This is a genomic window from Enterobacter sp. J49, from assembly GCF_002148625.1.
Lineage (GTDB): Bacteria > Pseudomonadota > Gammaproteobacteria > Enterobacterales > Enterobacteriaceae > Enterobacter > Enterobacter ludwigii.
Genome location: NZ_MWPY01000022.1, coordinates 1 through 13,411, shown reverse-complemented (window position 1 = coordinate 13,411; position 13,411 = coordinate 1). Strand labels below are relative to the sequence as shown.

13 protein-coding genes are annotated in these 13,411 nt (G+C 55.2%); 10 read left to right on the top strand and 3 right to left on the bottom strand.

Annotated elements, in window-relative coordinates; translation table 11 throughout:
• The first annotated feature begins 53 nt into the window (after nt 1–53).
• The 4 genes from tatA to tatD are packed head-to-tail and all read left to right on the top strand — an operon-like array spanning nt 54 to nt 2,451.
• The gene (gene tatA / locus BJP35_RS04515) at nt 54–308 is read left to right on the top strand and encodes a Sec-independent protein translocase subunit TatA (RefSeq protein ID WP_020882874.1); all 255 of its coding nucleotides are present in this window, start codon (nt 54–56) and stop codon (nt 306–308) included.
• 3 nt (nt 309–311) lie between these two features.
• Nucleotides 312–854, top strand: coding sequence for a Sec-independent protein translocase protein TatB (gene tatB, locus BJP35_RS04510; protein ID WP_032679208.1), 543 nt, complete (start codon nt 312–314; stop codon nt 852–854).
• A 2-nt stretch (nt 855–856) separates the two neighbouring features.
• Nucleotides 857–1,627 (top strand): Sec-independent protein translocase subunit TatC, encoded by a 771-nt coding sequence (tatC, locus tag BJP35_RS04505; RefSeq protein ID WP_014172110.1) that lies wholly within the window; start codon nt 857–859, stop codon nt 1,625–1,627.
• A 41-nt stretch (nt 1,628–1,668) separates the two neighbouring features.
• A complete protein-coding gene (tatD, locus tag BJP35_RS04500; protein ID WP_047742250.1) occupies nt 1,669–2,451 on the top strand; it encodes a 3'-5' ssDNA/RNA exonuclease TatD in 783 nt (260 codons plus the stop codon).
• Here tatD and rfaH read toward each other — a convergent pair.
• Complete coding sequence (rfaH, locus tag BJP35_RS04495) at nt 2,448–2,939, bottom strand: transcription/translation regulatory transformer protein RfaH (protein ID WP_020882871.1); 492 nt, start codon at nt 2,937–2,939, stop codon at nt 2,448–2,450. The two genes, tatD and rfaH, sit on opposite strands and share 4 nt — an antisense overlap.
• 170 nt (nt 2,940–3,109) lie before the next feature.
• On the opposite strand from rfaH, the gene ubiD reads away from it, so the two are divergent.
• Both ubiD and fre read left to right on the top strand, forming a co-directional pair.
• On the top strand, nt 3,110–4,615 hold the full coding sequence (ubiD, locus tag BJP35_RS04490) for a 4-hydroxy-3-polyprenylbenzoate decarboxylase (protein ID WP_014172107.1): 1,506 nt from the start codon (nt 3,110–3,112) through the stop codon (nt 4,613–4,615).
• 30 nt (nt 4,616–4,645) lie between these two features.
• A complete protein-coding gene (gene fre / locus BJP35_RS04485) occupies nt 4,646–5,347 on the top strand; it encodes an NAD(P)H-flavin reductase (RefSeq protein WP_014172106.1) in 702 nt (233 codons plus the stop codon).
• A 182-nt stretch (nt 5,348–5,529) separates the two neighbouring features.
• Here fre and fadA read toward each other — a convergent pair whose 3' ends face one another.
• Both fadA and fadB read right to left on the bottom strand, forming a co-directional pair.
• A complete protein-coding gene (fadA, locus tag BJP35_RS04480) occupies nt 5,530–6,693 on the bottom strand; it encodes an acetyl-CoA C-acyltransferase FadA (RefSeq protein ID WP_014172105.1) in 1,164 nt (387 codons plus the stop codon).
• Between the two features lie 9 nt (nt 6,694–6,702).
• Complete coding sequence (fadB, locus tag BJP35_RS04475; RefSeq protein ID WP_040019225.1) at nt 6,703–8,892, bottom strand: fatty acid oxidation complex subunit alpha FadB; 2,190 nt, start codon at nt 8,890–8,892, stop codon at nt 6,703–6,705.
• 190 nt (nt 8,893–9,082) lie between these two features.
• On the opposite strand from fadB, the gene pepQ reads away from it, so the two are divergent.
• The 4 genes from pepQ to hemG are packed head-to-tail and all read left to right on the top strand — an operon-like array spanning nt 9,083 to nt 13,077.
• Nucleotides 9,083–10,414 (top strand): Xaa-Pro dipeptidase, encoded by a 1,332-nt coding sequence (gene pepQ, locus BJP35_RS04465; protein WP_047742248.1) that lies wholly within the window; start codon nt 9,083–9,085, stop codon nt 10,412–10,414.
• Complete coding sequence (locus BJP35_RS04460; protein ID WP_020882868.1) at nt 10,414–11,028, top strand: IMPACT family protein; 615 nt, start codon at nt 10,414–10,416, stop codon at nt 11,026–11,028. Before pepQ ends, BJP35_RS04460 begins: the two co-directional genes overlap by 1 nt.
• A 41-nt stretch (nt 11,029–11,069) precedes the next feature.
• Nucleotides 11,070–12,521 (top strand): Trk system potassium transporter TrkH, encoded by a 1,452-nt coding sequence (gene trkH, locus BJP35_RS04455; protein ID WP_025202793.1) that lies wholly within the window; start codon nt 11,070–11,072, stop codon nt 12,519–12,521.
• A gap of 10 nt (nt 12,522–12,531) precedes the next feature.
• Complete coding sequence (gene hemG, locus BJP35_RS04450) at nt 12,532–13,077, top strand: menaquinone-dependent protoporphyrinogen IX dehydrogenase (RefSeq protein ID WP_020882866.1); 546 nt, start codon at nt 12,532–12,534, stop codon at nt 13,075–13,077.
• The last annotated feature ends 334 nt before the right edge of the window (nt 13,078–13,411 follow it).

The following is a 13,411-nucleotide window of genomic DNA, read 5'->3' as shown; positions in this document are numbered from 1 at the left end:
GCCTACGTATAATGCGACCTGACTCATTAATCATCTATCCCTGAGGTACATGTATGGGTGGTATCAGTATCTGGCAATTGTTGATCATTGCCGTCATCGTCGTGCTGCTGTTTGGCACGAAAAAGCTCGGTTCTATCGGCTCCGATCTGGGCGCGTCTATCAAAGGCTTCAAGAAAGCGATGAGCGATGATGAGAGCAAGCAGGATAAAACCAGCCAGGATGCTGACTTTACTGCTAAATCCATCTCCGACAAGCAGGAAGAGGCGAAAAAAGAAGACGCTAAACGCCACGATAAAGAGCAGGTGTAATTCGTGTTCGACATTGGTTTTAGTGAGCTGCTGCTGGTCTTTGTGATTGGCCTGATAGTGTTAGGACCCCAGCGTCTGCCGGTGGCGGTGAAAACCGTTGTGGGCTGGGTACGCGCGCTGAGATCGCTGGCTTCGACCGTACAAAATGAGCTGGCGCAGGAACTTAAGCTGCAGGAGTTTCAGGAAAGCCTGAAAAAGGTGGAAAAGGCGAGCATGGATAACCTGACGCCTGAACTGAAAGCCTCAATGGATGAACTGCGTGAAGCGGCAGAATCCATGAAGCGCTCCTACAGCGTCAACGATCCTGAAAAGGCGAGCGATGAAGCCAACACCATCCACAACCCGGTGGTGAAGGACAGCGAAGCGCAGCGCGAGGGCGTTACGCCTGCCAGCGCGGAGCATCAGGCTACCGCGCCTGAACAAACGCCGCAGGAATCTGAACCGAAAAAACAGACGCAGCCGGAAGCACCGGTGGTAAAAGCGGCTGACGTTAAGCCTGCCGCGCCTGTTTCCGAATCATCCCCCTCGTCGAGTGATAAAGCGTAAACATGGCAGTAGATGATACCCAACCGCTGATTACGCACCTCATAGAGCTGCGTAAGCGCCTGTTAAACTGCATTATCGCGGTTTTCCTCATTTTCTTATGCCTGGTCTATTTCGCCAACGATATCTACCAGGTTGTCTCTGCACCGCTGATCAAGCAGATGCCGCTGGGGGCAACGATGATCGCAACCGACGTTGCATCACCGTTCTTTACCCCTATTAAGCTCACCTTCTGGGTATCGCTGATTGCCTCTGCGCCGGTCATTCTTTATCAGGTCTGGGCGTTTGTGGCGCCAGCGCTGTACAAGCATGAACGCAAGCTGGTTATCCCGCTGCTGGTATCCAGCTCGCTGCTGTTCTATATCGGCATGGCGTTCGCCTACTTTGTTGTCTTCCCGCTGGCCTTTGGCTTCCTGACGCATACCGCGCCGGAAGGGGTTCAGGTGTCGACGGATATCGCCAGTTACCTCAGCTTTGTGATGGCGCTGTTTATGGCGTTCGGCGTGGCATTCGAAGTGCCGGTAGCCATTGTGCTGCTTTGCTGGGTAGGGGTGACTACCCCTGATGACCTGCGTAAGAAGCGCCCGTATATCCTGGTCGGCGCGTTTGTGGTTGGCATGCTGCTCACACCACCTGACGTCTTCTCACAAACGCTGCTGGCAATACCGATGTATTGTCTGTTTGAAGTCGGCGTATTCTTCTCGCGTTTCTACGTGGGAAAAGGGCGTCGGTCGGATGACGAAGACGATACGTCGGAAAAGACCACTGAAGAGTAAAACCAGCCGCCCGTCAGGGCGGTTGTGCTATGGGGAATCGCATGTTTGATATCGGACTCAACCTGACCAGCTCGCAGTTTGCGAAAGACTGCGATGAGGTCGTCGCGCGTGCTTTTGCCGCCGGGGTGAAAGGGCTGCTCCTGACGGGAACCAACCTGCAAGAAAGCGAGCAGGCGCAGCAGCTTGCTCAGCGCTATGATCGCTGCTGGTCAACCGCTGGCGTGCATCCTCATGACAGCAGCCAGTGGACGCCGCAGAGCGCTGAAATCATACACAGGCTGGCGAAAACCCCTGAAGTCGTGGCCATTGGCGAATGTGGTCTCGATTTCAACCGTAACTTTTCCACACCAGCCGAACAGGAAAACGCCTTCACCGCCCAGCTCGCCCTGGCGGCGGAGCTTGGAATGCCTGTGTTTATGCACTGCCGTGACGCGCATGAGCGCTTCCTCGCCTTACTGGAACCCTGGCTCGATAAACTGCCCGGTGCGGTACTGCACTGCTTTACCGGTTCACGGCAGGAGGCGCTGGATTGTCTGGAACGCGGGTTATATCTGGGCATTACCGGCTGGGTTTGCGATGAACGTCGCGGGCTTGAGCTTCGCGAGCTGTTGCCGGTGATCCCGGCGGACCGCTTGCTTGTTGAAACCGACGCACCTTATCTGCTGCCGCGAGATATGCAACCCAAACCGGCTTCTCGACGTAACGAACCGGCCTATCTGGGGCATATTCTTGAGAGCGTAGCGCGCTGGCGCGGAGAAGACCCGCACTGGTTGTGCGCACAGACGGATGACAACGTGCGTCGCCTGTTCGGGATAGACGTTTAAACTTTGCGGAAGTCGGTGTTTTTCACGCTCTGCAATACCTGTTTATTCAGCAGGTTGAGCAGCAGCATGGAGCGTGCTTCACCGTCAGGCTCGGCGAAAATCGCCTGTAAGCCCTCGAAAGCCCCTTCAGTGATGACGACGCTGTCGCCTGCGTAGGGGGTTTCCGGATCGGTGATGCCTTCAGGTTGCTGGTACACCGAAAGCTGATGAATCACCGTTGACGGGACCGTTGCCGGGTGAGCGCCAAAACGCACAAAGTGGCTGACACCGCGTGTGGCGCTGATGGTCGTGGTGTGAATCACTTCCGGGTCGAACTCAACGAACAGATAGTTCGGGAATAATGGCTCACTGACGGTCGTGCGCTTCCCGCGCTGCATTTTTTCAAGCGTGATCACGGGTGTCAGGCAATTTACAGACTGACGTTCAAGATGTTCCTGCGCGCGCTGAAGTTGCCCGCGTTTGCAATACAGTAAATACCAGGCCTGCATAATCACTCTTTCCCTTAGTTCGGGGCGCAAGCATATCAAAACCCTGGCGGGATCGCTAAGTTGATTATAATGGGGGAAAAGGGAACAGAATGCATAAGTTCACGCTAATTTAACAAAATTACAGCATCAAGCAGGCTTACGCCGTATAATGAAGCGCTTACAGAGAGGCCATGACTAACTGCATGAAATACCACGATCTCCGCGACTTCCTGACGCTGCTGGAAAAGCAGGGCGAACTCAAACGCATTACACTTCCTGTTGATCCTTATCTGGAAATGACAGAAATTGCTGACCGCACCCTGCGTGCCGGTGGCCCCGCTTTACTGTTTGAAAACCCAAAAGGGTATTCGATGCCGGTGCTGTGCAACCTGTTTGGTACACCGCGCCGTGTGGCGTTGGGGATGGGACAGGAGGACGTCACGGCGCTGCGCGAAGTGGGTAAACTGCTGGCGTTTCTGAAAGAGCCAGAACCACCGAAAGGTTTCCGCGATCTGTTCGATAAACTGCCGCAGTTTAAGCAGGTGCTAAACATGCCAACCAAACGTCTGCGCGGCGCACCGTGTCAGCAGAAAGTGCTGGAAGGCGATGCGGTGGATCTGACAAAAATTCCTGTCATGCAATGCTGGCCTGAAGATGCTGCGCCGCTTATTACCTGGGGGCTCACCGTCACACGTGGCCCGCACAAAGAGCGACAAAATCTGGGTATTTACCGCCAGCAGCTGATTGGCAAGAATAAGCTCATCATGCGCTGGTTGTCACATCGTGGCGGCGCCCTGGATTTCCAGGAGTGGTGTGCTGAACACCCGGGCGAGCGTTTCCCGGTTTCCGTTGCGTTAGGCGCCGATCCGGCCACGATTCTGGGGGCGGTAACGCCAGTGCCGGATACGCTGTCCGAATATGCCTTTGCAGGCCTGCTGCGCGGAACCAAAACCGAAGTCGTGAAGTGTATTTCTAATGACCTTGAAGTTCCTGCCAGCGCGGAGATCGTTCTGGAAGGTTACCTTGAGCAGGGCGAAATGGCACCGGAAGGGCCATACGGTGACCACACCGGCTATTACAACGAAGTTGATAACTTCCCGGTGTTTACCGTCACGCACATCACCCAGCGTGAAGATGCGATTTACCACTCCACCTATACCGGACGTCCACCGGATGAACCGGCGGTACTGGGAGTGGCACTGAACGAAGTGTTTGTGCCGATCCTGCAAAAGCAGTTCCCGGAAATTGTTGATTTTTACCTGCCGCCGGAAGGGTGTTCGTATCGCCTGGCGGTGGTGACGATGAAGAAGCAATATCCTGGTCACGCTAAACGCGTGATGATGGGCGTATGGTCTTTCCTGCGCCAGTTTATGTATACCAAATTTGTTATTGTCTGCGATGATGATGTTAACGCCCGCGACTGGAATGACGTTATCTGGGCCATTACTACGCGAATGGATCCGGCGCGCGATACGGTGTTAGTCGAAAACACGCCGATAGATTATCTGGATTTTGCCTCGCCGGTCTCCGGCCTTGGCTCAAAAATGGGACTGGATGCCACAAACAAATGGCCCGGCGAAACCGAGCGTGAATGGGGTCGACCGATCAAAAAAGATCCTGCCGTGACCGCGCGCATTGACGCGATCTGGGATGAACTGGCCATAATGAATAACGGTAAACCTGAAACAGGCCGTTAAGCCCTATAGACTTCACGACAGAGAGAGCGAATGACAACCTTAAGCTGTAAAGTGACCTCGGTAGATGCTATCACCGACACCGTATATCGCGTCCGTTTAGTACCTGAAGCGGCATTCTCTTTCCGCGCCGGTCAGTACTTGATGGTCGTGATGGATGAGCGTGATAAGCGTCCCTTCTCTATGGCTTCTACGCCAGCAGAGCAGGAATTTATTGAGCTTCATATTGGTGCGTCTGAGCTTAACCTGTATGCGATGGCCGTCATGGACCGCATTCTGAAAGAACGTGAAATCGTGGTGGATATTCCTCACGGTGATGCCTGGCTGCGTGAAGATGAAGACCGTCCGCTGATCCTGATTGCGGGGGGAACAGGTTTCTCTTACGTGCGCTCTATCCTGCTGACGGCCCTGGCGCGTAACCCGGATCGCGATATCACCATCTACTGGGGCGGCCGCGAAGAGAAACATCTCTACGACCTGTCTGAACTGGAAGCATTAAGCGTCAATCATCCACACCTGCGCATTGAGCCGGTGGTGGAGCAGCCTGAAGAGGGCTGGCGTGGGCGCAGCGGTACGGTGCTGACGGCGGTGCTGCAGGATCACGGCACGCTGGCGGGACATGATATCTATATTGCTGGCCGTTTTGAGATGGCGAAAATTGCCCGTGACCTGTTCTGCAACGAACGTGACGCGCGTGAAGACCGTCTCTTCGGCGATGCGTTCGCGTTCATTTAAATAAAAAACCCGCCCCTGACAGGCGGGAAGAACGGCAACTAAACTTTATCTCTTCGCCACTGGCGCCATAACTGCGTTGGCTGCGCGTGCTCATCCGAATCACTTACTTCCGTAAGCGCATCGGGCTCCGCTCGCGTGCCGCCGTGTTCTGGCGACACTGGCTGTAAGAACCCCTCGAAGATTTACACTCGCTCAAATACCGTCGCGATACCCTGACCCAGCCCGATACACATCGTCGCCAGACCAAACTGAGCGTCTTTGCGTTCCATCAGGTTAATCAGCGTGGTGCTGATGCGTGCCCCGGAACAACCCAGCGGGTGACCGAGGGCGATCGCGCCGCCATTGAGGTTAATCTTGTCGTCTATCTGATCCATCAGGCCCAGATCTTTGATGCACGGCAGGATCTGCGCGGCAAAGGCTTCGTTCATCTCAAACAGATCGATATCACTGGTGGTTAAGCCTGCTTTTTTCAGCGCCAGCTTCGAGGCCGGCACCGGACCGTAACCCATAATGGACGGATCGCAACCCACCACCGCCATCGAACGCACCCGGGCACGAGGCGTCAGGCCTAACTCGCGGGCTCGGCTTTCACTCATCACCAGCATCGCGGCGGCCCCGTCAGATAGGGCCGATGAGGTGCCTGCTGTTACCGTACCGGTGACCGGGTCAAACGCCGGGCGCAGCGTAGAAAGGGTTTCTACAGTGGTTTCCGGGCGAATCACTTCATCGTAGCTGAACTGCTTCAAAACGCCGTCAGCATCGTGACCACCGGTTGGGATGATCTCATGCTTAAATGCGCCGGACTGCGTTGCGGCCCAGGCGCGTGCGTGGGAGCGCGCGGCAAAGGTATCCTGCATTTCGCGGCTGATGCCGTGGAGGCGGGAAAGCATCTCAGCGGTCAGGCCCATCATTCCCGCCGCTTTCGCCACGTTACGGCTCATACCCGGGTGGAAATCAACCCCGTGGCTCATCGGCACGTGGCCCATGTGCTCCACGCCGCCGACCAGACAGGCCTGCGCATCACCGGTCATGATCATGCGTGCCGCGTCGTGCAGCGCCTGCATTGACGAACCACACAGACGGTTAACGGTCACCGCCGGAACTGAATGCGGGATCTCCGCCAGCAGCGAAGCGTTACGGGCGATGTTAAAGCCCTGTTCGAGGGTTTGCTGTACACAGCCCCAGTAAATATCGTCGAGCGCAGCGGGATCCAGTGCCGGGTTACGCGCCAGCAGGCTACGCATCAGGTGTGCGGAGAGGTCTTCCGCGCGCACATTACGGAATGCACCGCCTTTTGAACGGCCCATCGGGGTGCGAATCGCATCAACAATGACAACCTTTTCCATTGTGACTCCTTAAGCCGTTTTCAGCTCGCCAACCGGACGGGCTGGCTCAACTGCTGGGTAATAGGGTTCGTTATGGCGCGCTTTGTTACGCAGACCTTCCGGCACGTCATACAGCGGGCCGAGGTGCTGGTACTGCTGAGCCATATCGAGATAACGGGCGCTGCCGAGCGTATCCAGCCAGCGGAACGCGCCGCCGTGGAACGGAGGGAAGCCGAGGCCGTACACCAGTGCCATATCCGCTTCTGCCGGGCTGGCGATAATGCCTTCTTCCAGGCAACGCACCACTTCGTTGATCATTGGAATCATCATTCGGGCGATGATTTCATCGTCGGTGAAGTCACGTTTCGGCTGGCTGACGTCGGCCAGCAGGCCATCCACCGCCGCGTCTTCTTCTTTCTTCGGTTTGCCTTTGCTGTCTTCTTTATAACGCCAGAAGCCCAGGCCGTTTTTCTGACCAAAGCGGCTGGCGTCAAACAGGGCGTCAATCGCGTCGCGATAATCTTTCTGCATGCGCTGCGGGAAGCCTGCCGCCATCACCGCCTGGGCGTGGTGTGCGGTGTCAATGCCGACCACATCCAGCAGATACGCCGGACCCATCGGCCAGCCGAACTGTTTTTCCATCACTTTGTCGACTTTGCGGAAATCCGCACCGTCGCGCAGGAGCTGGCTGAAACCGGCAAAGTACGGGAACAGCACGCGGTTGACGAAGAAGCCCGGACAGTCGTTGACCACGATTGGGGTTTTGCCCATTTTGCTGGCCCATGCCACGACTTTGGCGATCGTTTCGTCAGAGGTTTTTTCCCCACGGATCACTTCGACAAGCGGCATACGGTGCACAGGGTTAAAGAAGTGCATACCGCAGAAGTTTTCCGGGCGCTTCAGAACGCCTGCCAGTTCGCTAATCGGGATGGTGGAGGTGTTTGAGGCCAGTACGGTATCAGGACGAACCTTCTCTTCGGTTTCCGCCAGCACCGCTTTTTTGACTTTCGGGTTCTCAACGACCGCTTCAACGACCACATCCACACGGTCGAAACCGCTATAGTCCAGGGTCGGGTGGATTGTCGAGATCACCCCTGAGAGTTTCAGACCGTCAATTTTGCCGCGTTCCAGCTGTTTATTCAGCAGCTTGGCCGCTTCGGTCATGCCCAGCGTCAGGGATTTCTCGCTGATGTCTTTCATCACCACAGGCACGCCTTTCCAGGCCGACTGATAAGCGATGCCGCCGCCCATAATGCCTGCACCGAGTACCGCCGCATGTTTTGGCGTCTCAACATTTTTGGTCAGCTGTTTCGCCTTACCTTTCACGAATTGATCGTTCAGGAAGATGCCCACCAGTGCGCGAGCTTCATTAGTGTGCGCCAGCGGAACAAAGCTTTGGTTTTCCAGTTTCAGCGCTTCATCACGGCCAAAGCGGGCCGCGGCTTCAATCGTTTTAACGGCGGTAATGGGCGCGGGGTAGTGTTTGCCTGCCGTCTGCATCACCATCCCTTTGGCGATGGTGAAGCTCATGGCGGCTTCAATTTTGCTGAGTTTCAACGGTTCCAGCTTCGGCTGACGTTTGGCTTTCCAGTCGAGGTCACCATTAATGGCCTGGTGCAGAATGGCGAGGGAGCCTTCAATCAGTTTTTCTGGTTTAACCACACCGTCCACCAGGCCTATTTTCTGCGCCTGTTCCGCCCCGACATCTTTACCGGCGGCGATGATCTCCAGGGCGCTATCGGCACCCAGCATGCGTGGCATACGTACGGAACCGCCAAAGCCTGGCATGATGCCCAGCTTTGTTTCCGGCAGGCCGATGCGCAGGTCTGGCGTGGCCAGACGATAGTCGGTTGCCAGCACGCACTCGCAGCCGCCGCCCAGCGCGTAGCCGTTAACGGCGGAGACTGTCGGAACAGGCAGATCTTCCAGACGATTAAAGACGCTGTTGGCAAAGTGCAGCCACTGGCTCAGCTGTTCTTCCGGGACCTGGAACAGTGAAAGGAATTCGGTGATATCTGCACCGACAATAAAAGCCGCTTTGTTTGAGCGCAGCAGCAGCCCTTTTAATTCAGATTGTTTTTCAAGCACATCCAGCGCCTGGCCAAGACTGGCCACCGTCGCGGTATCAAGCTTGTTGACTGAGCCGGGGGCATCGAACACCAGTTCGGCAATGCCATCTTCCAGCCAGTTGAGGTACAGGGTGTCGCCTTTGTAGAGCATGTCAGTCTCCTGAATCCAGCAAGTGGATCTGGTCATACCAGATGAGACGGAGTGTGGGATTTATGTTAATAAAATGCAAATTTCTCATTAAGAAATTGCTGCATTGATCACGGTCGGTGGAAATCACGCAGTCGGAGTCAGGTGTGCTAAGATGCGATGACTTGAGCTCAGAAAAATGAAAGGAAGAAAGATGGACTCACTGGCTTCGCTTTATAAAAATCATATCGTTACCCTACAGGAACGTACCCGTGATGTACTGGCGCGCTTTAAGCTGGATGCGCTGTTAATCCACTCCGGAGAGCTGATTAACACCTTCCTGGATGACCATGCGTATCCGTTTAAGGTCAACCCGCAGTTCAAAGCCTGGGTGCCGGTCACGCAGGTCCCAAATTGCTGGTTGCTGGTGGACGGGGTGAACAAGCCGAAACTGTGGTTCTATCTGCCTGTCGATTACTGGCACAACGTTGAGCCGCTGCCGACCAGCTTCTGGACGGAAGAAGTGGACGTTATCGCTTTACCAAAAGCCGATGGCATTGGCAGCCTCCTGCCAGCCGGGCGCGGCAATATTGCTTATATTGGCCCGGTTCCTGAGCGTGCGCTCGGTCTGGATATTCCGGCGGATAAACTCAATCCGAAAGGGGTTCTGGATTATCTGCACTACTATCGCGCTTATAAGACCGACTACGAACTTTACTGCATGCGTGAAGCGCAAAAAACGGCGGTAAACGGTCACCGTGCCGCCCATGAAGCGTTCCAGTCTGGCATGAGCGAGTTCGATATTAACCAGGCGTATCTGACCGCCACCGGCCACCGTGACACTGATGTCCCTTACAGCAACATCGTCGCGCTGAATGAGCATGCGTCCGTTCTGCACTACACCAGGCTCGATCACCAGGTGCCATCCGAGATGCGCAGCTTCCTGTTGGACGCCGGGGCAGAGTACAACGGCTATGCGGCCGACCTGACCCGCACCTGGGCGGCAAATGCGGATACCGATTTTGCACAGCTGATTAAAGACGTTAACGATGAGCAACTGGCGCTTATTGGCACCATGAAAGCGGGAACCAGCTATGTGGATTACCACATCCAGTTCCATCAGCGCATCGCTAAACTGCTGCGTAAGCACCAGATCGTGAAAGACATGAGCGAAGAGGCGATGGTGGAAAACGATCTGACCGGGCCGTTCATGCCGCACGGTATTGGTCACCCGCTGGGTCTGCAGGTTCATGATGTTGCCGGTTTTATGCAGGACGATACCGGTACGCACCTGGCCGCGCCGTCTAAATATCCTTACCTGCGCTGCACGCGTATTCTTGAGCCGCGTATGGTGCTGACCATCGAGCCGGGTATCTACTTTATCGAATCGCTGTTAGCGCCATGGCGTGAAGGCCCGTTCAGCAAGCACTTCAACTGGGACAAAATTGAAGCGCTGAAACCGTTTGGCGGTATTCGTATCGAAGATAACGTGGTGATCCACGAAAACGGTACTGAGAATATGACGCGAGACCTGAAGCTGGCCTGATGGATAGCTGGCTGATACCGGCTGAACCGGTCACCTTTGTTGAGGAAATTAAGAAGAGCCGATTCATTACGCTGCTGGCACATACCGACGGCGTTGAGGCGGCAAAAGCGTTTGTTGAGTCCGTTCGCGCGCAGCACCCTGACGCACGTCACCATTGCGTGGCGTGGGTGGCAGGGCCGCCGAACGATTCACAACAGCTGGGGTTTTCCGATGACGGTGAACCGGCAGGCACAGCCGGTAAACCCATGCTCTCCCAGTTGATGGGCAGCGGCGTGGGTGAAATCACCGCCGTGGTCGTTCGCTACTACGGCGGTATCTTATTAGGCACGGGTGGACTGGTTAAAGCGTATGGCGGTGGGGTTCAGCAGGCACTGAATATGCTGATTACCACCCGCAAAACGCCGCTCACCGAATATACTTTATTGTGCGATTACGGCCAGTTATCCGGCATTGAGGCATTGCTAAAGCAGTTTAACGGCGTCATCGCGCACAGTGACTATCAGGCAATGGTGCAACTGCGCGTGGCGCTTCCTCAGGCGGAACTGGCTGCTTTTTCAGCAAAGCTGGCGGATTTTAGTCGCGGTTCGTTGCAATTGCTGCCGATTGAAGAATAATCCCCACCTCACTTTTTTGAATACCAAAGGAAGCGGCAGAGATGCATTTTCGTGCCATTACCCGAATCGTTGGACTGCTGGTCATACTTTTTTCCGGGACGATGATTCTCCCAGGACTGGTAGCGCTTATCTACCGGGACGGCGCGGGGCGGGCATTTACCCAGACCTTCTTTGTCGCGCTGGCGATTGGCTCTCTGCTGTGGTGGCCAAACCGTCGTCAAAAGGGTGAGCTGAAATCTCGCGAAGGGTTTCTGATTGTTGTTCTGTTCTGGACAGTGCTGGGAAGCGTGGGTGCGCTACCCTTTATCTTCTCTGAGCAGCCTAATCTGACCGTCACGGATGCGTTTTTTGAATCGTTCTCGGGTTTAACGACGACCGGGGCGACCACGCTGGTCGGGCTGGATTCCTTACCGCATGCCATTCTCTTTTATCGCCAGATGCTGCAATGGTTCGGGGGGATGGGGATCATCGTCCTGGCAGTGGCCATCCTGCCTATTCTCGGCGTCGGGGGGATGCAGCTCTACCGTGCGGAAATGCCGGGCCCACTGAAAGATAACAAGATGCGCCCGCGCATAGCCGAGACGGCGAAAACCCTATGGCTTATCTATGTCTTACTGACGGTCGCCTGTGCGTTAGCGTTATGGTTTGCCGGGATGCCTGCATTCGACGCTATCGGGCACAGCTTTGCGACGATCGCCATCGGCGGGTTCTCGACCCACGATGCCAGCGTGGGCTACTTCGACAGCCCCACCATTAACACGATCATTGCCATCTTCCTGCTGATTTCCGGCTGTAACTACGGTCTGCACTTCTCCTTACTCAGCGGGCGTAGCCTGAAGGTGTACTGGCGTGACCCGGAGTTTCGCATGTTCATTGGTGTCCAGCTTACGCTGGTCATCATCTGTACCGTGGTGTTGTGGTTCCACGATGTCTATAACTCCGCGTTGACCACGTTAAATCAGGCGTTCTTCCAGGTGGTGTCGATGGCAACCACCGCCGGTTTTACAACGGACAGTATTGCACGCTGGCCGCTGTTCCTGCCGGTACTGCTGCTGTGTTCTGCGTTCATCGGGGGTTGTGCGGGGTCGACGGGCGGTGGCCTGAAGGTGATTCGTATTCTGCTGTTGTTTAAGCAGGGGAACCGTGAACTTAAACGTCTGGTCCACCCGAACGCGGTTTACAGCATCAAACTGGGTAACCGTGCCCTGCCGGAACGTATTCTTGAAGCGGTGTGGGGGTTCTTCTCGGCCTATGCGCTGGTCTTCATCGTCAGTATGCTGGCGATTATCGCGACGGGGGTGGATGATTTCTCTGCCTTTGCTTCCGTCGTAGCAACGTTGAATAACCTCGGGCCTGGCCTGGGAGTAGTGGCGGATAACTTTGCCAGTATGAACCCGGTCGCGAAATGGATCCTCATCGCCAACATGCTGTTTGGTCGTCTGGAGGTCTTTACGCTGCTGGTGCTGTTCACCCCAACATTCTGGCGCGAGTAAGGAGTCGTCGGTGAAAACACTTATTCTTTTCTCTACGCGGGATGGGCAAACGCGTGAGATTGCCTCATATCTGGCTTCAGAATTAAAAGAGCTGGGGATTTACTCTGATGTGGTGAACCTGAACCGCACGGAGCAGATAGCCTGGCAGGATTACGACCGTGTGGTTATTGGCGCGTCTATTCGTTACGGGCATTTCCATCCGGCGCTGGATCGTTTTGTGAAAAAGCATACGGCAGTGCTCAATAAACTGCCCGGGGCTTTTTACTCGGTCAATCTGGTGGCGCGTAAACCTGAGAAACGTACGCCGCAGACCAACAGCTATACGCGCAAGTTTCTGTTGAGCTCTCCGTGGCAGCCGGACATCAGCGCCGTCTTTGCCGGCGCGCTGCGTTATCCGCGCTATCGCTGGTATGACCGCTTTATGATTCGCCTCATTATGAAGATGACCGGCGGCGAAACCGATACGCGCAAAGAGGTGGTGTATACCGACTGGTCGCAGGTCGCCAGTTTTGCGCGGGAGATCGCACATTTATCAGGCGATTCGCGGCTTAAATAGGCGTGAAGTTTGAAAAGTGAGCGAACGAAAAGTTTTTTGTATTTTGTGCTTGTCACTTCAGAATAACTCCCTATAATGCGCCTCCACTGACACGGAACAACGGCACACACGCCGCCGGGTCAGCAGAGATAAGCGAAAATAAATGCTTGACTCTGAAGCGGGAAAGCGTAATATGCACACCCCGCGCCGCAGCGAAAACGAAGCGGCACTGCTCTTTAACAATTTATCAGACAATCTGTGTGGGCACTCAAAGTGACATGGATTCTTAACGTCCTCGGACGAAAAATGAATACCAAGTCTCTGAGTGAACATACGTAATTCATTACGAAGTTTA

What these genes read in the sequence shown, in the direction of transcription:
- tatC (WP_014172110.1), top strand. Translation starts at nt 857, where the DNA reads ATGGCAGTAGATGATACCCAACCGCTGATTACGCACCTCATAGAGCTG.
- tatD (WP_047742250.1), top strand. Translation starts at nt 1,669, where the DNA reads ATGTTTGATATCGGACTCAACCTGACCAGCTCGCAGTTTGCGAAAGAC.
- trkH (WP_025202793.1), top strand. Translation starts at nt 11,070, where the DNA reads ATGCATTTTCGTGCCATTACCCGAATCGTTGGACTGCTGGTCATACTT.
- BJP35_RS04460 (WP_020882868.1), top strand. Translation starts at nt 10,414, where the DNA reads ATGGATAGCTGGCTGATACCGGCTGAACCGGTCACCTTTGTTGAGGAA.
- rfaH (WP_020882871.1), bottom strand. Translation starts at nt 2,939, where the DNA reads ATGCAGGCCTGGTATTTACTGTATTGCAAACGCGGGCAACTTCAGCGC.
- fadA (WP_014172105.1), bottom strand. Translation starts at nt 6,693, where the DNA reads ATGGAAAAGGTTGTCATTGTTGATGCGATTCGCACCCCGATGGGCCGT.
- ubiD (WP_014172107.1), top strand. Translation starts at nt 3,110, where the DNA reads ATGACTAACTGCATGAAATACCACGATCTCCGCGACTTCCTGACGCTG.
- tatA (WP_020882874.1), top strand. Translation starts at nt 54, where the DNA reads ATGGGTGGTATCAGTATCTGGCAATTGTTGATCATTGCCGTCATCGTC.
- fre (WP_014172106.1), top strand. Translation starts at nt 4,646, where the DNA reads ATGACAACCTTAAGCTGTAAAGTGACCTCGGTAGATGCTATCACCGAC.
- fadB (WP_040019225.1), bottom strand. Translation starts at nt 8,892, where the DNA reads ATGCTCTACAAAGGCGACACCCTGTACCTCAACTGGCTGGAAGATGGC.
- pepQ (WP_047742248.1), top strand. Translation starts at nt 9,083, where the DNA reads ATGGACTCACTGGCTTCGCTTTATAAAAATCATATCGTTACCCTACAG.